Genomic DNA, 22536 nt, shown 5'->3' on the forward strand with positions numbered 1-22536 from the left:
GGCTCAGCCGGGCTGGCAGGTACGGCACCAGTAGAGGTTGCGGCCGGCCAGCTCACCGCGGCTGACCTCGGTGCCGCAGACGTGGCAGGGCGCGCCGGGGCGGCGGTAGACGTACACCTCGCCACCGTGCCGGTCCACCCGGGCCGGCCGACCCATCGCCTCCGGCAGGTGCGCGTCGCGCACCGTGTCGATCCGGCCGTGCTCGACCGCGAGCCGCATCAACCCGACGAGGTCGGCCCAGAGTGCGTCCCAGCCCGCCCTGCTCAGCAGCCGGCCGGGCATCGTCGGCGACAGCCCGGCCCGGAACAGCGCCTCGGTCACGAAGATCAACCCGGTGCCGGCCACCACCGACTGGTCGAGCAGCAGCGCGGCCAGCGTCGTGGGGCTGCGCGAAATCCTGCGGTACGCCCGCTCCGGGTCGGCGTCGACGCGCAGCGGATCCGGCCCGAGGCGGCCTCGCAGTGCGGCCACCTCGGGTGGGGTGAGCAGCTCACAGGCGGTGGGCCCGCGCAGATCCAGCCAGTGCCGGTCGCTGGCCAGCCGCAGCCGCACCTGACCGACCGGGTCCGGCGGCTCCCCCGACCCGTCGGTGAACTTCCCGTACAGCCCGAGGTGTACGTGCAGCGTCAGCTCACCGGCGTAGTGGTGCAGGAGGTGCTTGCCGTACGCCTCGGTGCTCTCCAGCACGGTCCCGGAGAGCCGGGCGGCGCCCTCGGCGAAGCGGCCCTGCGGGCTGGCGGCGTGCAGCTTGTCCCCGGCGAACAACTCGGCGTGCCGGGCCGCCAGGCGATGGATCGTGTGTCCCTCTGGCACGGGTGCCAAGGATAGCCAGTCTCGCTCAGCAGGGCCGACTGAGCTGGGCGGTGCCGTCAGCCCTGGCGCTGCCCCTTGATGTCGGCAACGAACGCGGTCCAGGCGGCCGGTGCGAAGGCCAGTGCCGGGCCGATCGGGTCCTTGCTGTCCCGCACACCCACGACACCGGGAAGGCTGTCGGCCACCTCGACGCAGTTGCCCCCGCTCCCGCCACTGCGGGTGCTCTTGCGCCAGATGGCACCGGCAAGGTCAGTCATGATGCTCCTCGATGATCGAAGTGATCAATTTTTCTGATTCTGCCTCACCCGACGCGAGGGCTTCCAGGTCCGACCAGACGTGTTCGTAGGCTGCCACCTCGGCTGGCTTGTCCAGATACAGCGCTCCGGTGATGTTTTCGAGGTAGACGGTAGTTGGCTCGGTCGATGCCCTCCCGAACGCCTGCGGGAAATCCAGCAGGACGAAGGTCCCCGTCTCGCTGGCCAGGGGCGGGCCAGCGGCAAGCGGGAGCACCCGCAGACTCACGTTCGGCAGCGCCGCCACGTCGAGCAGGTGCCGCAACTGCTGGGCCATCGCACGCCGGTCGGGAATGGTGCGGTGCAGCACGGCTTCGCTCAGAACGACTCTCAAGGCCGGCGCGGTGGGCAGCCGACGAACGAGGATGCCCTGCCGTTGCAACCGGACCTCCACCAGCTTCTCCCGATCCTCCCCGCTCATCGTCGGATTCTTCCGGCGAAACAGTTCGCTGGCGTACTCGCGGGTTTGCAGAAGTCCAGGGATCAGCTCGGCGTCGTATTGGCGCAGCGCGGCGGCGGACGATTCCAGGCCGACGTAGAGCGAGAACCACGACGGAACGATATCGCCGTACGAGTGCCACCAACCCCTGGCGCGAGTCTCCTTCGCAAGCCCGGCGACGATCTCCTTCATGGGCTCGGGCACCCGGTAGAGAGCGCACATCGCACGGGCGTCCACCACACGCACCGGGACCAACCCCTTCTCGATGCGCCACACCTTCTGCCGCGAGCAGTCCAGTGCGCCGGCGGCGGCGTCCAGCGTCACCGAGGCGTCCTCGCGGAGCTGCGTGAGCAGCCGTCCGAGCTGCCGCCGAGGGACCGTGGACCCGCTTGTTTCATCCGTCATGCAACATCACCGCGCCCCTCCTGCAACACCGAATGTTTCGCCCCGCACGCATTTGTCTTCCATTCCTCGTGCGTCAATACGGCCTGAGAGTAGGACGGTGGTGCGCATTGCACAAGGGGGCCAGCATGGAACATGCTGGCACGCGTCGGAGGCCTCTGGAAAAGCGTCGGGAATGGCGTCGACAAAAGCGCGCCGCCTCACTCATGCGTATTAGCCGAGGCGGCGCTATTCCTCGGGAAGGACGCCGCCGTGCGCGTGTCGTACAACGAATACCTCTTGGTCACCGCGCTGACCCTCGCCCGCCGGCATCGACCCGTCTGGAGTTGGACGCGCTGGCGCACGGTGTGCCGCTGCGGCGCGGAGTTGCCCTGCCGAGCCCGCCACCGCATCCCGATCAGCCGTGGGCACTGGCCGACGTGATCGACCTGAGGCCCGGTGACCTGCTGCTGATCGGCGAGGCGTGCTCGGTGCAGTTCGCCGGCGATCGGGCGCTATGCCTACGGCTGGTGAGTGTGGACCCCCGCCCGACGTACCACGGTTGGGTCTGGCTGACGGGCTACGTCCTCAACAAGAAGGGCGTGGCCGTCGACAAGCGAGAGGTGTACGTGCGGCAGGCCGGGGTGCGAGTGCGCCGGGCTGTTGCCCCGGTCGGCCGCTGATCGCCTCTTGGCGGGGACGTCGGATGATGCTGGTCGGCCACGATCGTGTGATCGAAACGGCGACCGTCCACGGCCGTACCCGGAATTGGTGTCAGGAAACGCCCACGTGGGTAGTTCAGGGCGGTACCGCGTGGGCGCCATACCGATCCGTCGGCCACCACGCATTTATCAGGAGGTGTGTAGTGGTCAAGATTCCTTCGCTGTCCCGCCGGTCCGAGCCGGCACCGACGCGAGACGAGAACCTCGACGGCCGCATCGACGGCCGCGACACCCCGGCCGTCGACGGCCGCGACGACTCGGCGGCCCGCGTGAGTCGAGCGGACGACGAGACCGCTGGCCGCCCGGTGGTCACCGACCGGGACGCCGACCAGACGACGTACCGCAGCGCTGCCGCGCCCACCGAGCAGGCCGGCGAGGCCGAGCGGCGGGCCGCCGAGCGGGCCGCCGTAGCCCGAGCCGCCACCGGCCGACCGGTGGAGAACGAGTCCCGGCCCGCCACCGCCCGGCCCGTGCAAACCGCCCGGCCCGCGGAGACCACCACCGCCCCGCCCGTGGAGACCACCACCGCGCGGCCCGTGGAGACTGAGCCGCGGCCCGGCAGCGAGCCGGCCACGGGACGCACCGCCGAGCCGGACACGGACCTCGCCGGCACGACCCGGCGACCCGACACGACGGACCGGGTCACGACCGACCGCCCGGTCGACCCGACCCCGGGCCCGACCGCGCCCGAGCCGCCGGTGACGCGCGGCCCGAAGCCCCGGGCCAGCCTGCTCGCCACCCTCGGCCTGATCGTCTCCGTCGCCGGTGCGCTCTTCGTGCTGACCGGCACCCTGGCCGGGTACGGCATCGGGCTCGGCGCGTTCGGCGCGGTGCTCTCGGTGCTCGGCCTGATGGCCACCCGTCGCCGGCACGTCGCCGGCAAGACCGACGCGCTGTTCGGCGTGCTGATCGGGCTGGCCGCAGTGGTGATCGGGGTGCTCGCGATGACCGGCCAGTTCGACTGGCCGACCACCGACGGCGACTGGGTGCAGCGCTTCCGCGAGTGGCTCGACTCACAGTTTGTCGATCGTTTCTAGCGGGCACTGTTCCGCTCGCCGGTGATGCACCGGCGAAAAGCCGGCGGTTCGCCGGCAGCCCGAACAATCCGGTGGTTCACCGGCCGGGCGACACCCTTTCAGGGGCGGCGGTTCGCCGCCCCTGAAGTGTTTCCGGGGCCGGCGAGTGCCGGGCCCCGACGCATTTCCAGGGTTGCTGACTGCGAAGGCCCCGACGGGTTTCCAAGGTTGCTGACTGCCGGGCCTCGACGCACTTCCGGGGCCGCCGACCGCCAACGCAACGAATCGCGGCCGCACACCCGTCACACGCAACGAATATCCGGTCTGCGCAACTCTCGGTGGTGGATTCTGCCGCTGACGCCGCATAACGTTGAGCAACGGCGCCAGCCCGTGGGCCACGGTGGCCGGGCGCGCCCGACCCTGGGAGCAGGACAATGACGATGGACGCCACCAGCCAGCGCCTGTTGATGTGCCGGCCGACGTACTTCGCCGTCGACTACGCGATCAACCCCTGGATGGACCCGAGCGCGCCAGTCGACGCCGCGCTGGCCATCCGGCAGTGGGAGCAGCTGCGCCAGACGTACCGCGACCTGGGCCACACCGTCGAGGAGATCACCCCGGTGCCCGGCCTGCCCGACATGGTCTTCGCCGCCAACGGTGGCACCGTGATCGACGGCAAGGCGATGGCCGTGCAGTTCCGCGACCCGCAGCGCGCCGACGAGGCGCCGGCCTACCGAGCCTGGTTCGAGGCCGCCGGCTTCGAGATGTACGACCCGAAGCACGTCAACGAGGGCGAGGGCGACGTCCTGCTGGCCGGTGACCACCTGCTGGCCGGCACCGGCTTCCGCACCGCACACGCCTCGCACGCCCAGTTGCAGGAGGTCTTCGGCTACCCGGTGATCACCATGCAACTGGTCGACCCGCGCTTCTACCACCTGGACACCGCGCTCACCGTGCTCGACGAGCGGACCGTGGCGTACCTGCCCGAGGCGTTCTCCCCCGGCAGCCAGGCCGTGCTGCGCCGACTCTTCCCCGACGCGGTGCACGCCACCATGGCCGACGCCGAGGTGCTGGGGCTGAACGCGGTCAGCGACGGGCGGCACGTGGTGCTGCCCGCGCAGGCCACTGACCTGGCCGCCAAACTGCGCGACCGGGGCTACGAGACCATCGGTGTCGACCTGTCCGAGCTGCGTAAGGCCGGCGGCGGACCGAAGTGCTGCACGCTACGACTCCGTCAGGGAAAGGCAAGCAAGTGATCGTGGATGACATCCTGCGGACGCCGGGAGCAGTCCGGGACGCCGAGCGCTGGACAGCGCACAACTACCACCCGCTGCCGGTGGTGATCTCGTCCGCGGAAGGTGCCTGGCTCACCGACGTGGACGGTCGCCGCTACCTGGACTGCCTGGCCGGCTACTCCGCGCTCAACTTCGGCCACCGGCACCCGCAGCTCATCGCCGCCGCGCACGCACAGCTGGACCGGCTGACGCTGACCAGCCGGGCGTTCATCCACGACCAGTTCGCCGACTTCTGCCGGGAGCTGGCCGAGCTGTGCGGCAAGGACCTGGTGCTGCCGATGAACACCGGGGCCGAGGCGGTGGAGACCGGGATCAAGGTGGCCCGCAAGTGGGGCTACCAGGTCAAGGGCGTGGCCGCCGGGCAGGCCAACATCGTGGTCGCCGAGGGCAACTTCCACGGCCGCACCACCACCATCGTGAGCTTCTCCACCGACGAGGACGCCCGCGCCGACTTCGGGCCGTACACCCCGGGGTTCACGGTCGTGCCGTACGGCGACCTGGAGGCGCTGACCGCCGCGATCGACGAGAACACCGTGGCCGTGCTGCTGGAGCCGATCCAGGGTGAGCAGGGCGTGGTGGTGCCGCCGGAGGGCTACCTGCCGGGCGTCCGCCAGGTCTGCACCGAGCGCAACGTGCTCTTCATCGCCGACGAGATCCAGTCCGGTCTGGGCCGTACCGGCAAGACCTTCGCCTGTGACCACGAGGGCGTCGTGCCGGACATGTACCTGCTGGGCAAAGCGCTCGGCGGCGGCATCGTGCCCGTCTCCGCGGTAGCCGCGAACGCCGACGTGCTCGGCGTGCTCAAGCCCGGCCAGCACGGCTCCACCTTCGGCGGCAACCCGCTCGCCTGCGCGGTGGCGATCGAGGTGGTCCGGCTGCTGGCCACCGGCGAGTTCCAGCGCCGCTCGGCCGAGCTGGGTGAGCGGCTGCGGACCGGCCTGGAAGGGCTGGTCGGCAAGGGCCTCGTCGGGGTACGTGTCCGCGGTCTGTGGGCCGGTCTGGACATCGACCCGGCGCTGATGAGCGGGCGCGAAGCGTGTGAGCGCCTGATGGAGCGCGGCGTCCTCGCCAAGGACACCCACGGCTCCACCATCCGCCTAGCCCCACCCCTGGTCATCACCGAAGACGAGATCGACCAAGCAGTAGCCCGGCTAGCCGAGGTCCTGGCCGCCTAACCCGCCGCCCCTCCGCTGCCCGCCGCGCCCTCGCCCCGCGCCCCCTCGCTCCCGTTGATCTAGGGCATATCGTCGCTTAATGATCTCGAATCACGACGATATGCCCTAGATCGACGGAGCAGGGGTGGACGGAGCAGGGGTGCGCGGAGCGGGCGGGGTGCGGCGCGGGGGACGGGGCGACGCGTTAGGGGCGGGGTAGGCGCATGGCCATCGTTGGGGCTTCGGCCATTACTGAGGTGGGGGTGAACGGGGCGCCGGCGGGCAACTCCTCGGCGCGACCGATCTGCACCCCGGGGTAGAGCTCCACCATGTCGTTCTCGCCCAACACCCGGGACTGCTGGGGGGCCAGGGGAACCCGGTCCGATTCAGCCATCGAGCCGGCCGGGCGGATGCCGGAGCCGTTGGTGCTGACGTCGGTCACGATGACCTCGCCGACGCGCAGCTCGAAGCGGACGTGGCCACGGCTGATCCACCGCCGGGCCTCATCGTTGAGCCACTGCCCGAGCATGATCCCGCCGTCCTGCTCCGGGGCCCGGCCAGCTACGACGGGCCGCTCCTCGCTCACCACGAACCGCCGCCGGACCAGGCCGCCGACGCGCACCGCGAGCACCTCCGTACGCGGCCGAGGGCCGGCGTCACCGAGGCGTACGCCGTGCCGGGGGCAGGTCGGTACGCCATTGCGCAGCGCGGGTGGCGGCTGCCCGGCCGGGCTGCGTTCCGCCGCCGGGGCCAGGTCGGCGAACGCTCCGCCCCCACCACCGCTGCCGAACAGCGCGCAACCCGACTCCGGGCAGTGCCACTGGCGGGCCAGCAGCTTTGCCCCGGTCTGCGAGCGCTTGCCGGCCACCGGCGAGTGCCCGCCACCGACGTGCGCGATGAACACCGGCCCACCGGCGCCCGGCACCGGCGCGAGCACCCGACCGGCCTGCTCGACCAGCCACGGGAACCGGCCGCGCAGCCCGTCGAAGCGGACCCGGCTGAGCACCGGCAACCCGAGCAGGTCGGCGACCTCCAACATCCGGTCGCCCGGATTGTCGAGCACCTCGACGAGCCCGTCGTCGGCCCAACGCCGGACCACCATCCGCTCGTTGGAGGTGAGGTCGGCATCGGAGAGCAGCGCCCGGTGCACCACCGCGTAGACCTGGACGCTGTCCTCCTCCAGCTCGCGGGAGAGCGCGTCGATGACCATGCCCAGGCGCAGCAGGCTGGCTGGCCGGCCGCCGTCGAGGTCCTGGTAGCGGATCACCTCGGCCAGGTCGAGCACGGCCCGAGCCAGTAACGGGTCCGTGCAGACCCGGCCCTCAATGGCGTCCAGTACCTTGCTGATCTCGAATCTCATCGGACACTCCAGATGACTTCGTCGATCCGCCGGGCCGGGGACCAGCCCATCAGCCCGCCCAACTCGTCTCGCACCGCTTCCGCGGTGAGCAGGTCTGCCATGCGCCGACCCTACCGGGGGCGGCCGTCGGCATCGAGCCAGCGGTAGCGGGGTGTCGGTGAGGCCCACAGGCCGAAGCGGGGGCGGTGCCATTCCGGCACCGCCCCCGCCCACGTATGTCCTCAGCCGCCCAGCGGCCTGCGTGCTCAGCCGCGCAGCGGCCTGCGTGCTCAGCCGCGCAGCGGCCGGCCCACGTCGTGCAGGTGGCCGAGTGCCTGCCGGTACGACTCGACCAGCCCCGTCTCGGCGTACGGGATGCCCTGCTCGGCGCAGTAGGCGCGCACGATCGGCTGGGCCCGGCCCAGGTTGGCGCGCGGCATGTTCGGGAACAGGTGGTGCTCGATCTGGTAGTTGAGCCCGCCCAACGCGGTGTCCACCATCCGGCCGCCGCGCACGTTCCGGGAGGTCAGCACCTGCTTACGCAGGAAGTCCAGCTCGTCCTCGGCGGTCGGCATCGGCATGCCCTTGTGGTTTGGCGCGAACGCGCAGCCCATGTAGAGACCCCACAGCGCCTGGTGTACGGCGGCGAAGAGCAGCGCCTTGACCGGCGACATGACCGCGAGCAGCAGCGCCACATAGCCGGCGGTGTGTGCGACGAGCAGCACCGCCTCGACCGCTCGGCGCCGCATCGGGGTGGTGTACCGGCCGTCCGGTTCACGGCCGATGATCGCCCGGATGCTGTGCACGTGCAGGCTCAGACCCTCCAGCAGGAGCATCGGGAAGAAGAGGTACGCCTGCCGCTTGGCCAGCCAACGGTTGACGCCGCGGGTCTCCAGCGCCTGCTCGGGCGTCCACACCAGGGCGCCTGCGCCGACGTCCGGGTCCTCGTCCTCGTGGTTCGGGTTGGCGTGGTGCCGATTGTGCTTGTCGACCCACCAGCCGTAGCTGATGCCCACCGCCACGTTGCCGGCGAACAGCCCCACCAGCTCGCTGGGACCGCGCCGACGGAACATCTGGCGGTGCCCCGCGTCGTGGCCGAGGAACGCGACCTGGGTGGTGGCCACCGCCATCAGGGCCGCGAGCGGCAGCTGCCACCAGGAGTCACCGAGCAGGAACACGGCCACCCAGCCGGCCACGAAGGCCCCGAGGGTGAGCACGATGCGGGTGACGTACCAGCCGGGGCGTCGCTCCAGCAGGCCAGCCTGGCTGATGCGTCGGGACAACTGTGCGTAGTCACTACCTCGCCGTTGTACCGGCGGTTCCGCCACCGCTCCGAGCGCCATCGCTGCTCCCGATCCGCTTGCGCCCGTACCGGGGTGGTTCGGGCTTATTGTCAAGTCTCCCGCCAGCAGTAGCGGTGAGTAACCCTGGCAACCCCCGGACCGGGGGTAGGGCTCGCCCTACCCCCGGTCGTGCGGCTCAGCCCAGCCGGCCCACCACGGCGCGCAACCGTGCCAGGTCACGCCGCCGCCGCTCGTAGGTGGCGGCGAGCCCGACCAGCGCCAGCCCGCCGGCACCCAGGTAGATCCATCGGGGCAGCAGGTCCCAGCCGCGCGCCAGCTCGTGTAGCGCCAACAGCGCCAGCACCCCGCCACCGAGCAGCACCGGCGCCTGCCAACGGCGGGTCGCGCCGGCCAGCACCGCGCCCAGCGCCGCCGCACCGAGCAGCAGTCGTCGCCACGGCTGCGGGTCCGGCCCGGCCAGCACCGACATGAGGCTCGGCAGCAGCGCCGCGACCAGCCCCGGGCCGAGGGCGGGCCAGCTCGTCAGCCCGGGCCGGGTCCGCAGCGCCAGCAGACCCGCGCCGAGGGCGAGCCCGGCGGCCGGCAGGGTGTACGCCTCCAGCACGGTCACCCCGCCAGCGGCCAGCAGCACCCACGCCCCGAGCAACTCGCTGCCGGCGGCGATGCCGGCGAACACCCACCGCCGGCTGGCCGGCTCACCCCGGCGCAACAGCCGCAGCGCGACGGCAGCACCCCAGAGCACGCAGACGGTCGCGAGATGTCGCGCCACCTCGACGGCGAGCACCGCCGCCACCAGCGCCACCGCCTGCGCGGCAGCGTCCAGCACCCGCCCGACCCCGGCCCCCGGCGGGATGGTCACGACCGCCCGCGACGGAGTCGTCACATCGGCCGGCGACGGGGTGGTGGCGGCCGCCCGCGACGGGGTGGTCGCGGCGGCGACGGCCAGGACCAGCGCGGCCACCGCGAGCAACGGGTACGCCGCAGCCCGCAACGGCAGCCCTCCGGCGAGCGGGGCGGTCACCGCCAGCGCGGACGCCGTACCCACCGCGGCGAGGCAACCGGCGACACGCACCTCGACCGCGCGTGCCCCGACGGCGACGACCACCGCCGCCACCAACAGCACCCCCTCGGCAGCGAGCGTGCCGGCCCGGGTGGCCAACAGACCCACCACACCGGAGGCGACCAGCACCGTCCCCATCGGTACGGCGATCGGCGCGAGCGCCGGGCGGGGCGCCGCCAGGGCGGCGAACAGCAGCGCGGCCACCCCGGCGAGCAGGACAGCAGCCGGCAGCACCGGCCACGGCGCGCCGACCGCGACGAGCAGCACCGGCAGCGCGGCCCCGACGAACGGCAACGCCGGCAGCGCCGGTGGGAGAACCCGCCGACCGGCCAGCACAGCGGTCACCGCCAGCACGACCAGCGCCAGCCCGACGGGGAGCGCCGCCGGGTCGGCGACGACCGTGGGCACCCCCGACCAGACCGACCCCCCGCCGCCGTACGGCGACACGAGCACGGTCAGCACCGTCGGCAGGGCCGCCAGGGCAGCGACCACCGCCAGCACGCCGCCCGCCACCACGAGGCCCGACCGGCCGATCACCGCCGCCTCCCCGACCGGCGACCCCCCGACCGCCGGCACCCCAGCCGGCGACCCAGCGTCCCCCGGCTCGCCCGACCGGGCCGGCTCGTGGGCCACGGCCACCGGTCGGTCCCACAGGGCGATGAGCGCGACGCCCAGCGCCGCCAGCGCGGCGTACAGCGCGAACGGCTCGTCCCCCGCCACGACCAGCGGCGCGAGTCCGGGCACGGTCACGGCGATCACGGCGCCGGTCACCGCGTACCCGGTCAGCTCCACCCGGTGGCGACGCGCCGCGAGCACCGCGACCAGCGGCAGCCCGGCGGCGACCAGCGCGAGCCGGGCCTGCCACCACGGCGGCGCGCCCGCGGCGAACAGCGCCACCACCGCGATCCCGGGCAGCGCGAGCTGCGCGACCAGCAGACCCATTCCGGCGACGTGCCGGTACGGTCCGATGCCCCGTCGTACGGCCAGTGCCAACCCGACCACGGCGATGATGCCGAGCGCCACCAGGACACCGGCCGGGGCGGCCAGGGCGACCAGCAGCCCGTGCCCGAGCAGGACGGCACCGCCGAGCGCGCGGGCGAGCAGGGAGACCGGGCGCGTCGCCGGGCGGGCCAGCACGGCGAGCAGCAGCGCGACCCCGCCGACCAGGTCGATGGCCAGCACCGCCGGCCAGGCGGCCGGCCAGCCGGCGGGCAGGGCGAGCAGCACCGCCACCGCGCCGGTCGTGGCGAGCACCGCCCGCGCACCCCGGGGCATCAGCAGCACCGTCGCGCCGATCGCCAACGCCACGGCGGGTGCCAGCTGCCAGCCCCAGTCCAGATCCGGCCCCGTCGCGGCCCCGCCCCACGGCGGCATCGACCGGACGAAGGTCGCGACGGCGAGCGCGGCGAGGATCAGCACGGCCACCTGCGCAGTGCCCGCCGCGACCAGCAGCGCCCCGACGCGCGGACCGGTCCACCCACCACCGGCACCAGCCGCCTCCGCTCGGGTCGCGTCCGGCAGCAGCCGCACCGCGGCGGCCAGCCCGACGGCCACCATCGCCGCCGCGAGCAGCAGCAGTGACGGCCGCAGTTCGGCCACCGGGCGCAGCAGGGCGGCGGCGAGCACCGGCACCAGCAGACCGGCGGCCACCGCCCGCGGCGCCCGCCCCCCGACCAGCCAGGCCGCACCGAGCCCGGTCAGCGCGACCAGCAGCAGCGGCAGCCCGGCCAGCAGTGGCGAACCCGCCGCCCGCCCGAGGATCAGCGGCACCAGGGCGCAGCCAGCGGCAGCAACGAGCGCGCCGCCGTGCCCGATCCCGGCCAGCACCCGGCCGACGAGTTGCGCCGCCCCTTCCCGGCCGCGCAGCGTGACCAGCACAGCCAGGTTCAGCAACGCCACCCCGAGCAGGACCAACGCCCAACCGGCCGCGCCCGGTTCCGCCTCGGCAGCGAGCAACGGCAACACCGGCTGGACGACCAGCAGGGCGGCGAACCATGGCCCGGTCAACCTGCTCCACCGGCCGTACGCCACGGCGACCGCCGCGCTGACCCCCCCGACCAGCGCGGCGTACCGGCTGCCCGGCCAGCCGGCCACGCCAGCCAAATCCACCGACCAGGCCGCGTAACCGTCCAGCACCACCAGCAGCAACCCCACCGCGGCGAACGTCTCCGCCGTGCCGCGCAGCCCGCGACGGACCGCCAGCAGCGGTACGGCCAGAGCGAGCGCCGTGAACGCCGCCAGGATCAACGCCCGCCCGCCGACCCCCACCGCCGCCCAGGCCACCGCCGTGAACACCACCGCCGCAGTGCCCAGCAGGAGTCCACCGAGGACGAAGAGCAGACCCTGGACAGTCCGGGTCGACGTCTCCGCCGCACCCGGTGCCGAAACCGCCGTAGCGCCCGGTCCCGGACCAACCGGCGGCACCGGAGCGATCGGCGGCGGCGGCACCGGGCCGACGAGAGGCGCCGGGCGCGCCACGACGGAAGCAGCCAACCCGGCGCGGACGACCGCCGCCAGCTCCGCCCGCCGCCGCGACGTGGCCGACAGGCGGCCGGCCAACTCGGTGTACGTACGGCGGGCCCGCTCCACCTCCGGCTCAAGCTGGGCGACCTCCCGACCCAACCGGACCACCTCAGCGGCGATCGGGTCGGGCGCACGGCGGCAGCCGGTGCAACCGGTGCTCAGGTCGGCCGGGGCACCGCAGGCGGGGCAGGGATAGCGGGTGTGATCCACCCGGTCATCATCCGGAACCGACCCGGGCGCGGCAAAGAGTGCGCGTACTCAGGGTCGGGTGTGCTCGTACACCCAGGTGGCATACGCCGGATCGCCACTCTCCACCCTGGACACCAGGATCTCCGGCACCTCGTACGGGTGACTGACCCGGATCTGATCCACCAGCGCGGATAGCCGGTCCGGTGAGGTCTTGAACTGCACGGACCACTCGGTGCTGGTCTCCATTCCGGACCGCCACCAGTAGGTGCTGTCCACCTGACCACCCACCTGGGCGCAGGCGGCGAGCCGGCCAGCGACGGTCGCGGCCGCCAGCACGTCGGCGACCGAACGCGCATCCACCACCGTCGTCACCACGCAGATCTGGTCCACGACCGCACCCTACGCGGCATTGTCCGACCGAGCCCGCCTTTCGTTCGCGACTGCGGGGCTCCGCTTCGCTGCACTCCTCGCGCTCACCGATTGGCCGCGATCCAGGTATCGATCTGCGCCCACCAATCGAAGAGCCAGTCGATGCGTTCCTGCCGTCCGACCGGTACGTCCTCCGGTGGCACCGACCAGAACCGCATCACGATCCGCTTGTCCATCGGCAGTTCCCGCCACACGTCGGCGACGGTGAGCATCCGGTCCAGCCCGGTGTGGGCGACGAAGATGACCCCGGCGTCCGGGGCGGCGTCCAGCGCGGCGAGCATCCCGCCGGGCTGCGGGGCGAGCACGTGGCGCATCCGCTCGGCGCGCAGGGCCATCCGTTCCAGGCCGAGGGAACGCAGCCGGGCGATGGCGCGCAGTCGCCGTTTGGGGGTGAAGTTGCCGCCCTCCGGAAAGATCACGAACGCGTCGTTGTCGTCCAGGCCGGAGGCCAGGTGCCCGACCTGGCGTACCGTCTCCTCGCCGCGCTCCGGTGTCGGTGCGATGAACCGGTTGGGCAGCCGGTTGAGCAGCACGTCGATCGCCGGGTCCCACTGGAGGCTGTCCTTGAGGACGATCCGTGGCTCCCGGTTGAACCAGTTGACCAGCCCGTGGATCAGGATGAACGAGTCACCCGGCCCGGCGTGCCGGCAGAGCACCAACTCGGGTCGGCCGGGCAGCGCAGTGTCCGGGTCGGTGCCCACCACGTCGATGCTCAACCGCAGTGTCCAGCGGGCCTGCCAGAACAGCACCCGCAGGAACCAGCCGGCGAGCACGTAGTGTGCGCGCTGGAAGGCCGGGGACCGGGCCCGCCAGCCGAAGCCGGAGGCGACCCAGAGCACGAAGAGCGCGAGTAGCGCGGCGGCATCCCAGACGAGGTAGACGCAGCCGATCCAGAGCAGTCGCAGCGGGCGCAACCGGCCCGGGACCAGCGGGGAGGCGGCTGCGGCGAGCAGCGCCCAGACCGGCAACGTGGTGACCACGACGAACGCGAGCACCACCACGGCGGGGGCGATCAACAACCGACGCAGCCACCTGGGGGGCAGCGGCATCACCGCTCCACGTTGGTGGCGAGGTAGCGCCGGGAGGCGGTGTACGCCCGGCTGATCCGCCGACCCACCGCCGCCATGTCCCGGTACGCCCATGGGGTGTCGTCGCGTGGGTTCAGCCCTCCGGTTGGCAGGACGTGCACCTCCACCCCCTCGGGCAGCGCCGCCATCTCCCGGAAGAAGCGGTGCCGGCGGGATATCTCGAACGCAACCTGTGCGATCTCCCACGGCCGTCGGGGCGGCGTCAGCTCCCGTTCGATCCGACCCACCTGGAGGACGAAGATCTGGCGAGCGCCGACGGCCACCGCCTCGCCGATCGGAATGGAGTTGACGATGCCGCCGTCCACGTAGTGCGCGCCGTTGATCTCCATGGGCGGGAGCAGGCCCGGCACCGAGGCCGACGCCAGCACCGCCGGCACCACCGGGCCACTGTCGAACCAGTGCTCGGCGGCCCGCTCGATGTTCGCGGCGCAGCAGCGGAACGGCACCCGCAGATCGGCGAACGTGGTGTCCACCCCCAGCTCGCTCTCCAGCAGGCGGCGCAGCGGCCGGGGTGAGTGCAGGTGGGTGCGGGCGGCGAAGCGGCGCAGCTGCCGGGCGACCGAGTCGCCGTACACCTCGCTCGCCTCCGGCGAGGCCCAGAGCCGGACGAGACGGTCGGTCACCGCCTCCGACGGGTCGGCGGCGACCAGCGCGCCGTTCACCGCGCCGATCGAGGTGCCGAGCACCATGTCGGGTTGGATGCCGGCGCGGAACAGCGCTCGCAACATGCCCACCTCGACCGCGCCGAGCACTCCCCCGCCGCCGAGTACGAACGCCACCGGTCCCCCCGCCATGCCCCTCATCCTGGCACGGGCCCGCAGCAGACCGCTCGGCCACCGTCGCCGGATGGTCGGCGCACGCCAGGCTCCGACCATCGGCCGGGCGGCAACGGCGTTGACAGGCAGGACACATTCGCGCAACCTGATACCGCTCCCACCCCCGAGGCAGGTGCGATCCGTGAAGGCAGCACTGCATCCAGGCCGACTGCTGGCCCGCAGATACCGGCTTCTCGACCAGATCGGCGCCGGCGGCATGTCGGTGATCTGGCGTGCCCGGGACGAGGTGCTGGACCGGGTCGTCGCGCTCAAGGTGCTCGCCCCGTCGCTGGCCGCTGACGCGCGGTTCCGAGGCATGGTGCGCGAGGAGGCCCGGGCCGCCGCCCAGTTGGTGCACCCGCACGTGACGTCGGTGCACGACTACGGCGAGACGGTCGCCCCGGACGGCTCGATCACGTCGTTCGTGGTCATGGAGCTGCTCAGCGGCGAGGAGTTGGAGCTGAGACTCACCGAGGGTCCGTTGCCGTGGACCGAGGCGGTCGAGGTGGGTGCGCAGGTCGCGGACGCGCTGGCCGCCGCGCACCGGCTCGGCATCGTGCACCGGGACATCACCCCGGCCAACGTGATGATGACCGGGACGGGTGTCAAGGTGCTCGACTTCGGCATCGCCACCCGGATCGGCGCTCCTGACGAGGACGAGGACGGCGAGACCTTCGGCACCCCGGCGTACGTCGCCCCGGAACGGCTCGACGGCGCGCCGGCCCAGCCGTCCACCGACGTGTACTCGCTCGGCGTCCTGCTGCACGAGGCGCTGACCGGCCGGGTTCCGTACCCGGCGGACACCTGGGAGCAGCTCAGCGCCGCGTTGGCCAGCGGCCCGCCGCCGACGCTCGCCGAGCTGCCGGAGCTGCCCCCACCGGTGGTCCAGATCTGCCTGCGCAGCCTCGCCCGGAACCCGGCTGACCGACCGACCGCCCGGCAGGTCGCCACCGTGCTACGCGACCAACTGCTGCCGGCCGATCCCCCGGAGGTGACCGTCCGGGTGCCCACCCGGCCCCTGCCGCCGCAGCCGGTCGGCGTCCCGACGACGGCCGGAGAGACGGCGGCCGGAGAGACGGCGGCCGTGCCGGCCGGGGCGGGCTGGTCGCGACGGCGGCTGGCGTTGTTCCTGGTCCCCGTGGTCCTGGCGGTCGGAGTGACGCTGGCCGGCGTGGCTCTCCTGCCCGATCAGGAGCCGGCGCACCGGACGCAGCCCACGGTCGGCCCGTTGACGACCAGCCCCGCAGACCCGCCGGCCTCCGTGCCGTCCGAGCCGACCGCCTCACCGTCGGCGAAGCCGAGCACCGGCTCGCCCACCGGGGATCCGGGCACCCTGGTCGAGGCCGCCAACCGGGTCGACGAGCTGATCGGCACCGGGTTGAGCGCCGGGGAGATCCGTGCCGACGTCGGCCTCGACCTCCGCAACGAGCTGCGAAACCTGACCGCCGCGGTCAGCTCCGGCCGCGACGAGCTGGCACCGCCGGTGGCCCGGCTGCGCGAGAAGGTCACGGTCCGCCTCGGCGAGGGCGGCATCAGTCCGGCGTACGCGCAGCAGCTCGACGCCGCCATCGCCGAGCTGGGTGCGGCCCGGGTCTGACCACCCGTGGACGCCGGATCAGCGGGCCGACACCGGGGCCGATCCGCGGATGTCGTGCCGGCCTGCGGCGAAACGCCGGTAGACCTCCGCGTAGCCGTACGCCATCCGCTCGACTGAGAAGTTCTCCGCGACGTGCGCCACGCAGTCCTCCGGGTCGAGTCGCTCTGCTGCCAGCAACGCTCCGGGTAGCTCCTCCGGCCGCTCACAGACCAGCCCGGTCAGCCCGGGTCGGACCAGCTCCGGCACCGCACCCCGGTTGAGCGCGACCACCGGTGTGCCGGTCGCCATCGCCTCCAGCATCACCATGCCGAACGGCTCATCCCACTGGATCGGCATGATCAGGCAGCGGGCGTCGACCAGCATCCGGAGCGTCTCGGCGCGGTTGGCGTTGAGCACGACGGTCACGTCCTCGTCGACCAGTGGCGCGACGACCTGCTCGTAGTAGCGGCGCTCGGCCGGCTCGTTGCACTTGCCGGCCAGCAGCAGCGGCAACCCGGCCGCCCGGCATGCCCGGATGGCGATGTCCGGGCCCTTGTCCGGGCTGAACCGGGCCAGCCACAGCACCGGCCCCGGGCCGGGCTCGGTCTTGCGCGGAAAACCACGGATGTCCAGCGCGTTGTGCACCGTGCCCGCCCAGGGCAGGCCGGGGTTCAGCCGGCGCTGGGCGTGCGAGATCGCCACCAGGGCGACACCCGCATCGATGTCGCCGAGCACGTCCCCGTACTCCCCCACCGGGTTGCCGTGCACGGTCGCGACCGTCGGCACGGCCCGGCGGCCGGCGAGCAGCGGGCCGATCGTGGTGTGGTCGTGGATCACGTCGAAGTCGGCCGGCGTGATGAGTCGATTCACCCGGGCCAGGTGGGCCAGCTCCGGCAGTGACTCGCCGAGCCGCTCGTACTGGACCTCGGGAACGGTGGAGACGAAGCCGTCGGCGGCGGTGCCGTGGTGATCACCGGCACCGAACAGGGTCACCGCGTGCCCCTGCCTCGTCAGCGCGTCCACCAGGACGGCGACGACCTGCTCAAGACCGCCGTAGCCGGGCGGCGGAACGGACAACCAGGGAGGAACCACCATCGCGATGCGCAACGACCGCTCACCAGGGCGGCCCGCAGGCGGGTGGGTCACGGCCACGAGTCCTCCCCGTTGATCCCCGGTGCGGCGTCAACGCCGGTCGGCATGGTCGGCGGCGGTTTCCCTGTGACGTCTCCGGTAAACCGGACAGAGCGGACGGTCACCCGCCCACCAGGAGTTGGTCGTGGACCACCCGCACCCCGGGCGCGGACCAGGCCACCCGCTCGACCTGGTCGCGTTCCCACCACGAACGGACCACCCCGGCGAGGACCAGCGTGTCGCCGTCCACCTCGACGGTCACCCGCTCGGCACCGATCGTGCGCAGCAGCGCCCGCTGGACGTCCCGACGTAGCCGATCAGCGGCCAGTGGCACCGGAGGTCGTACCTCGATCAGGTTGGCGATCCCCCGTACGCCGTCGAGCCGGCGCACTTCCCCCTCCGCGGCGCGCCGCTGCCACCCGAATTCGACCTCCCCACGCAACATCACCCAGCCGTTGGCCACGGTCACGTCCAACCGCTCGGCGGGCACGAAGCTGTCCCACTCCAGCGCGCGGGAGACGGCGATGGCCACCTCGCCGTCGGTACGCCCCGGCGTACCCGGCAGCCGCACCTCGATCTCGTCGGTCACCGCCCGTACGCCGCGGACCCGCTGGGCGCACCGGGTCGCGGCCCAACTGCGGGCGGCACCGTCCACGAATCCGGTGAGGGTGACCACGCCCTCGTCGACGGTCACGCCGATCTCGTTCGGTTGCAGCCGGGCGTCCCAGGCCAGCTCTGCCAGGACGTCCCGTTGGATCCGCTGGTCGTCGCGGACATCCACCACCTCGGTCATGGCGCCCACCCCCCGGTTCCGGTTGCCGAGAACTCGTCCAGTGAACCTGCCGGCAAAACGGGTGACGGCGGTTCACCCGATCCGGGTGAACCGCCGTCGGGCGGAAAAGAGCGGCGGGTGACGGAGCCAACCCCCTTGGCCCCGCCACCCGCCGCCGGAGGGAGGAGGCAGGTTCAGATGTCGGTTAGGACGTCTCGGCGAGCGTCACGGTTGCCGACTTCTCGACACCGTTGCGCTTGAACTGCACCTCGACCCGGTCGCCGACCTTGCCGGCCTGCACCGCACCGACCAGGTCGTCCGAATCGTTGACCGGCTTGTCGCCGAACCGGGTGACGACGTCGCCACGTTGCAGGCCGGCCTTCTCGGCCGGGCTGCCCGCGGTGATCGACGCGACGAGCGCGCCGCCGCCCTCGGCCTGGTTGACGCCCACCCCGAGCGACGGGTGGCTGACCTTCTCGCCGCGCTGGAGCTTGCCCGCGACGTCCTTGGCCTTGTTGCTGGGGATGGCGAAACCGACGCCGATGTTGCCGGTGCTCTGCCCGGAGGTCGCGATGGCGGTGTTGATACCGATCACCTCGCCCCGGGTGTTGACCAGCGCTCCGCCGGAGTTACCCGGGTTGATCGGGGCGTCGGTCTGGAGCAGTCCGGAGATCGAGCTGACGGGCTGGCTCTGCTGGGTCGGGTCCTGCTGCTGGCTCTCGCCGGCCCGGATGGTGCGGTCCCGGGCGCTGAGGATGCCCGAGGTCACCGAACCCTGCAGGCCGAGCGGGCTGCCCAGGGCGAGCACCTGGTCGCCGACCTGCATGGCGTCGCTGTCGCCGAGGGTGGCCGGCTTGAGGTCGCTCACCCCGTTGGCCTTGACCACGGCCAGGTCGGTCTTCGGGTCGGTGCCGGTGATCTTCGCGTCGGCGGTCTTGCCGTCAGCGAAGACCACCCGCACGGTCCCGCCAGCGGCGGAGGCGACCACGTGGTTGTTGGTCAGCACGTACCCGTCCTCGCTGAGCACGACCCCGGAGCCCTCACCACTGTCGGTGGTGATCGAGACGACGCTGTCCTGCACGGATGCGGCGATCTTCGGCAGGTCGGCGCCGTTGATCACCGGGGCCGCCGAGTAGGTGCGGGTGACGCCGCCGCTGTCACCGTCGACGGCGAGCGCGAGTGCTCCGCCGGCCACGCCGGATCCGAGCATCAGGGCGAACACCGCGACGCCGGCGCCGGCGAACTTGGCGATCCGACCCGGCCGAGGGCCGCTGCCGGGTGGCGCGACCTGCGGGCCCCACGGCGGGGCCGGCTGCCCCGGGTGCTGAGGGTGCTGCTGCCCGGGGTGCTGGGCGTGCTGCTGGGCGTGCTGCTGGTGCGGCGGGTACGCCATGCCCGGCTGGCCCCCGCCGGCCCAGCCGGACTGCTGGCCCGCGTACCAGGGGGCACCGGGGTACTGGCCAGCGGTCGGCTGCGGGTAGCCGGGCTGGCCGGACGCCGGGTAGCCGGAGACCGGGTACGGCGGCGCGGAAGGCGTGGCGGTGGGCGGCTCGTACCCGGTCGGCGGCTCGTACCCGGTCGGCTGGGCGGTGGCCGGCGGCGCGCTGGCCGGCTGGCCGGCGTACGCGGCGGGCGCGGTCGGTGCAGCCGTGACCGGGGTGGTCTGTGTGTCATCGGTGGTCGAAACGACCGGAACGGGAGTGGTCGGGGAGTCGGACTGCGCGCGCTCGTCGCGCGGCAGCTCGGCGGTGGGGTGCGACGGCTCGGCGTCGGTGGGGGCCGGCCGGCGCTGCGGGTCGGACTCGAACTCGGTCATGGCACTACCTTCTCCCCCAGCACTGCGATCAAGCTGGAACCGTCCTGGAAGTTGGCTGAAAGTCACTCGCCCGCTCCGTCGATCTGTGGAAGCAGCGGAAGCCGGACCCGGAAGGTGGCCCCACCGCCGGGTGTCTCGGCCACCTCGACCGAGCCGTGGTGGGCGGCGACCAGCGCCGCCACGATGGCCAGGCCGAGGCCGGTGCCGGTGTTGCCGTCGGCCCGCCGGGTGCGGGCCGCGTCGGCCCGGTAGAACCGCTCGAAGACCCGTTCCGCCTGGGCAGACGAGAGGCCGGGGCCGGTGTCGGCCACCTCCACGACGGCGAAGTTCCCCGGTTCGGCACGCAGCAGCCGTACCCGGATCTCGGCGTCCGGCGGGGTGTGGGTCAGCGCGTTGGTGACCAGGTTGCCGATCACCTGACGCAGCCGCGCGTCGTCGGCGGACACGACGAGTGGGCCCGATCCGGGCTCGATGTCCAGCTCGATCCGCCGGTCCGGGGCCATCGCCCGCGCTGCGTGCACCGCGTCGGAGGCGAGCACCGGCAACTCCACCGGCGTCAGCGAGAGCGGCCGTTCCCGGTCCAGCCGGGCGAGCAGCAGCAGGTCCTCCACGAGCAACCCCATCCGGGCCGCCTCGTCCTCGATCCGGCGCAGCAGGCCGGCGGTCTGTTCCGGTGCACGGGCCGCACCCTGCCGGTACAGCTCGGCGAAGCCGCGGATGGTGGTCAGTGGGGTCCGCAGCTCGTGTGAGGCGTCCGCCACGAACTGCCGCATCCGCTCCTCGGAGCGAATGGCCCGCGCCTCGGACGCCTGAGCGGCGAAGGCGGCATCCCGGGCAGCGCTCTCCGAGGCGGCTCGGGCGGTGAACGCCGCCTCGATCTGGGTGAGCATCGCGTTCAACGCCCGGGAGAGCCGGCCCAGTTCAGAGGACGGATACTCCTGCCCCTGCTCCGGGTCGGGCACCCGGCGGGACAGGTCACCGCCGGCGATCGCGGCAGCCGTCTGTTCGATCTCCACCAGCGGCTTGAGGCTGGTCCGGACGATCGCCGCGCCGACCGACGCCAGCATGATCAGGACTGCGCCCCCGACCAGCAGGTCGATCCAGGCCAGCCGCTTGACGGCGCGGTCGACATCGGTCAGGTGCTCGCCGATCGCCGCCATCTGGCCGCTGGGCAACTCGGTGTAGAGCATCCTCCAGCGCACCGAACTGTCCCGCGCCCGGACGGTTCGCGGGTGGCCGTTCTGGGCTTTCTCCTCCGCCTCGAACCCGGCCGTATCGCTCGGCCACGGCGGCAGATCGCTCTCGTTGAAGCGGGACGTGTCGTACGCGAAGTCCTTCACCTGGCCGGTGGTCGGGCTGGTCAGCACAACCACGTAGTCGCTGGGCAGCGAGACGCCGTTCGACGACGGCATGATGGACTGAATCCGGTCAGCCGACTCATGCAGCTCAAGGTCGATCTGGTCGACCAGGTAGCTGTGCAGGAAGTACGCGGTCGAGACACTGATCACCACCAGAGCGCCGGAGACCAGCGCCAGCACCGAGGCGACCAGCTTGATCCGCAGTGGTACGCCCCGCAGCCCTCCCTTTGCCTGCTGGACCGCGTTCACGCCGCCGGCTTGCGCAGCACGTACCCCACGCCGCGGAGGGTGTGGATCAGCCTGGGTTGGGTGGTGTCGACCTTGCGCCGCAGGTACGAGATGTACGACTCGACGATGTTGTCGTCACCGCGGAAGTCGTAGTTCCACACGTGGTCGAGGATCTGCGCCTTGGACAGCACCCGGTTGGCGTTGAGCATCAGGTAGCGCAGCAGCTTGAACTCGGTCGGCGAGAGCTGCACGCGCTGGCCGGCCCGGTGCACCTCGTGGGTCTCCTCGTCCAACTCCAGGTCGGCGAAGGTGAGCCGGGACGGGGTCTGCTCGCCGGTCGTGGTGCGGCGCAGCACGGCGCGGATCCGGGCGGTCAACTCCTCCAGGCTGAACGGCTTGGTGACGTAGTCGTCGCCGCCCAGGGTCAGCCCACGGATCTTGTCGTCGGTGGCGTCCCGAGCGGTCAGGAAGACCACCGGGGTACGCGTGCCGCCCTCGCGGAGCATCCGGATGACCTCGAAGCCGTCCAGGTCGGGAAGCATCACGTCGAGCACCACCAGGTCGGGCCGGTGGTCCTTGGCGGCGTGCAGCGCCGCGCTCCCACTGGTCGCGGTGGCCACGTCGAAGCCCGCGAACCGCAGGCTCGCGGAGAGCAGTTCGAGGATGTTGGGGTCGTCCTCGACGACGAGCAGTCGCGCCTCGGTTTGGGTAGCCGGCATGCGCCCATCATCGGTGACGTCACTGCGCCGAGGCTGGACTCTTCCTGCAAAAATCCTGTGAGTCATCGGCCGCCCC

General features: G+C 72.6%; 19 protein-coding genes. 5 read left to right on the forward strand and 14 right to left on the reverse strand.

Features of this window, described 5'->3' with window-relative positions; genetic code table 11:
* Positions 1-3: 3 nt before the first annotated feature.
* From ABZT18_RS04820 to ABZT18_RS04830, 3 genes are read right to left on the reverse strand one after another with little or no spacing between them, the layout of a single operon-like run.
* Positions 4-813, reverse strand: a complete 810-nt coding sequence (locus tag ABZT18_RS04820) for a DNA-formamidopyrimidine glycosylase family protein (protein WP_354995301.1) — start codon at positions 811-813, stop codon at positions 4-6.
* A 56-nt stretch (positions 814-869) separates the two neighbouring features.
* Positions 870-1070, reverse strand: a complete 201-nt coding sequence (locus ABZT18_RS04825) for a DUF397 domain-containing protein (protein WP_354995302.1) — start codon at positions 1068-1070, stop codon at positions 870-872.
* Positions 1063-1950, reverse strand: coding sequence for a helix-turn-helix transcriptional regulator (locus ABZT18_RS04830; protein WP_354995303.1), 888 nt, complete (start codon positions 1948-1950; stop codon positions 1063-1065). The genes ABZT18_RS04825 and ABZT18_RS04830 overlap by 8 nt, the downstream gene beginning before the upstream one ends.
* 323 nt (positions 1951-2273) lie before the next feature.
* On the opposite strand from ABZT18_RS04830, the gene ABZT18_RS04835 reads away from it, so the two are divergent.
* The 4 genes from ABZT18_RS04835 to rocD all read left to right on the forward strand — a co-directional run bounded on the left by ABZT18_RS04835 (position 2274) and on the right by rocD (position 6134).
* On the forward strand, positions 2274-2609 hold the full coding sequence (locus tag ABZT18_RS04835) for a hypothetical protein (protein ID WP_354995304.1): 336 nt from the start codon (positions 2274-2276) through the stop codon (positions 2607-2609).
* Between the two features lie 182 nt (positions 2610-2791).
* Positions 2792-3685 carry a thrombospondin gene (locus tag ABZT18_RS04840; RefSeq protein WP_354995305.1) on the forward strand — a complete coding sequence of 298 codons (894 nt, stop codon included), beginning with the start codon at positions 2792-2794 and terminating at the stop codon, positions 3683-3685.
* A 419-nt stretch (positions 3686-4104) separates the two neighbouring features.
* Complete coding sequence (ddaH, locus tag ABZT18_RS04845) at positions 4105-4920, forward strand: dimethylargininase (RefSeq protein WP_354995405.1); 816 nt, start codon at positions 4105-4107, stop codon at positions 4918-4920.
* Entirely contained in the window at positions 4920-6134 is a 1215-nt protein-coding gene (gene rocD, locus ABZT18_RS04850; RefSeq protein ID WP_355250729.1) for an ornithine--oxo-acid transaminase, read from the forward strand. The genes ddaH and rocD overlap by 1 nt, the downstream gene beginning before the upstream one ends.
* Positions 6135-6318: 184 nt before the next feature.
* Here the strand turns inward: rocD and ABZT18_RS04855 are convergent, their stop codons facing one another.
* The 6 genes from ABZT18_RS04855 to ABZT18_RS04880 form a co-directional block, all read right to left on the reverse strand.
* Entirely contained in the window at positions 6319-7473 is a 1155-nt protein-coding gene (locus ABZT18_RS04855; protein WP_354995306.1) for an FHA domain-containing protein, read from the reverse strand.
* A 269-nt stretch (positions 7474-7742) separates the two neighbouring features.
* Positions 7743-8795 carry an acyl-CoA desaturase gene (locus ABZT18_RS04860; protein ID WP_355250456.1) on the reverse strand — a complete coding sequence of 351 codons (1053 nt, stop codon included), beginning with the start codon at positions 8793-8795 and terminating at the stop codon, positions 7743-7745.
* Between the two features lie 136 nt (positions 8796-8931).
* Positions 8932-12549 (reverse strand): hypothetical protein, encoded by a 3618-nt coding sequence (locus ABZT18_RS04865; RefSeq protein WP_355250459.1) that lies wholly within the window; start codon positions 12547-12549, stop codon positions 8932-8934.
* A 48-nt stretch (positions 12550-12597) separates the two neighbouring features.
* Positions 12598-12918, reverse strand: a complete 321-nt coding sequence (gene cutA, locus ABZT18_RS04870; protein WP_354995309.1) for a divalent-cation tolerance protein CutA — start codon at positions 12916-12918, stop codon at positions 12598-12600.
* Positions 12919-13001: 83 nt separating this feature from the next.
* Entirely contained in the window at positions 13002-14006 is a 1005-nt protein-coding gene (locus ABZT18_RS04875) for a 1-acyl-sn-glycerol-3-phosphate acyltransferase (RefSeq protein ID WP_354995310.1), read from the reverse strand.
* The gene (locus ABZT18_RS04880; RefSeq protein ID WP_354995311.1) at positions 14006-14839 is read right to left on the reverse strand and encodes a patatin-like phospholipase family protein; all 834 of its coding nucleotides are present in this window, start codon (positions 14837-14839) and stop codon (positions 14006-14008) included. The genes ABZT18_RS04875 and ABZT18_RS04880 overlap by 1 nt, the downstream gene beginning before the upstream one ends.
* A gap of 163 nt (positions 14840-15002) precedes the next feature.
* On the opposite strand from ABZT18_RS04880, the gene ABZT18_RS04885 reads away from it, so the two are divergent.
* A complete protein-coding gene (locus ABZT18_RS04885) occupies positions 15003-16457 on the forward strand; it encodes a protein kinase (protein ID WP_355250462.1) in 1455 nt (484 codons plus the stop codon).
* 18 nt (positions 16458-16475) lie between these two features.
* Here the strand turns inward: ABZT18_RS04885 and ABZT18_RS04890 are convergent, their stop codons facing one another.
* The 5 genes from ABZT18_RS04890 to ABZT18_RS04910 all read right to left on the reverse strand — a co-directional run bounded on the left by ABZT18_RS04890 (position 16476) and on the right by ABZT18_RS04910 (position 22460).
* Complete coding sequence (locus ABZT18_RS04890; RefSeq protein WP_355250732.1) at positions 16476-17531, reverse strand: glycosyltransferase family 4 protein; 1056 nt, start codon at positions 17529-17531, stop codon at positions 16476-16478.
* Between the two features lie 157 nt (positions 17532-17688).
* Positions 17689-18360, reverse strand: coding sequence for a BON domain-containing protein (locus tag ABZT18_RS04895; RefSeq protein WP_354995313.1), 672 nt, complete (start codon positions 18358-18360; stop codon positions 17689-17691).
* A 184-nt stretch (positions 18361-18544) separates the two neighbouring features.
* Positions 18545-20155, reverse strand: a complete 1611-nt coding sequence (locus ABZT18_RS04900; RefSeq protein WP_354995314.1) for a trypsin-like peptidase domain-containing protein — start codon at positions 20153-20155, stop codon at positions 18545-18547.
* Between the two features lie 62 nt (positions 20156-20217).
* Positions 20218-21762: a HAMP domain-containing sensor histidine kinase gene (locus tag ABZT18_RS04905; RefSeq protein WP_354995315.1), complete on the reverse strand. Its 1545-nt coding sequence runs from the start codon at positions 21760-21762 to the stop codon at positions 20218-20220.
* On the reverse strand, positions 21759-22460 hold the full coding sequence (locus tag ABZT18_RS04910; RefSeq protein ID WP_354995316.1) for a response regulator transcription factor: 702 nt from the start codon (positions 22458-22460) through the stop codon (positions 21759-21761). The genes ABZT18_RS04905 and ABZT18_RS04910 overlap by 4 nt, the downstream gene beginning before the upstream one ends.
* Positions 22461-22536 lie beyond the last annotated feature (76 nt).

Source organism: Micromonospora sp. NPDC005291, assembly GCF_040607415.1.
Taxonomy (GTDB): Bacteria; Actinomycetota; Actinomycetes; order Mycobacteriales; family Micromonosporaceae; genus Micromonospora.

What these genes read in the sequence shown, in the direction of transcription:
- ABZT18_RS04825 (WP_354995302.1), bottom strand. Translation starts at nt 1,070, where the DNA reads ATGACTGACCTTGCCGGTGCCATCTGGCGCAAGAGCACCCGCAGTGGC.
- ABZT18_RS04830 (WP_354995303.1), bottom strand. Translation starts at nt 1,950, where the DNA reads ATGACGGATGAAACAAGCGGGTCCACGGTCCCTCGGCGGCAGCTCGGA.
- ddaH (WP_354995405.1), top strand. Translation starts at nt 4,105, where the DNA reads ATGGACGCCACCAGCCAGCGCCTGTTGATGTGCCGGCCGACGTACTTC.
- ABZT18_RS04855 (WP_354995306.1), bottom strand. Translation starts at nt 7,473, where the DNA reads ATGAGATTCGAGATCAGCAAGGTACTGGACGCCATTGAGGGCCGGGTC.
- ABZT18_RS04860 (WP_355250456.1), bottom strand. Translation starts at nt 8,795, where the DNA reads ATGGCGCTCGGAGCGGTGGCGGAACCGCCGGTACAACGGCGAGGTAGT.
- ABZT18_RS04875 (WP_354995310.1), bottom strand. Translation starts at nt 14,006, where the DNA reads ATGCCGCTGCCCCCCAGGTGGCTGCGTCGGTTGTTGATCGCCCCCGCC.
- ABZT18_RS04880 (WP_354995311.1), bottom strand. Translation starts at nt 14,839, where the DNA reads ATGGCGGGGGGACCGGTGGCGTTCGTACTCGGCGGCGGGGGAGTGCTC.
- ABZT18_RS04890 (WP_355250732.1), bottom strand. Translation starts at nt 17,531, where the DNA reads ATGGTGGTTCCTCCCTGGTTGTCCGTTCCGCCGCCCGGCTACGGCGGT.
- ABZT18_RS04895 (WP_354995313.1), bottom strand. Translation starts at nt 18,360, where the DNA reads ATGACCGAGGTGGTGGATGTCCGCGACGACCAGCGGATCCAACGGGAC.
- ABZT18_RS04900 (WP_354995314.1), bottom strand. Translation starts at nt 20,155, where the DNA reads ATGACCGAGTTCGAGTCCGACCCGCAGCGCCGGCCGGCCCCCACCGAC.
- ABZT18_RS04910 (WP_354995316.1), bottom strand. Translation starts at nt 22,460, where the DNA reads ATGCCGGCTACCCAAACCGAGGCGCGACTGCTCGTCGTCGAGGACGAC.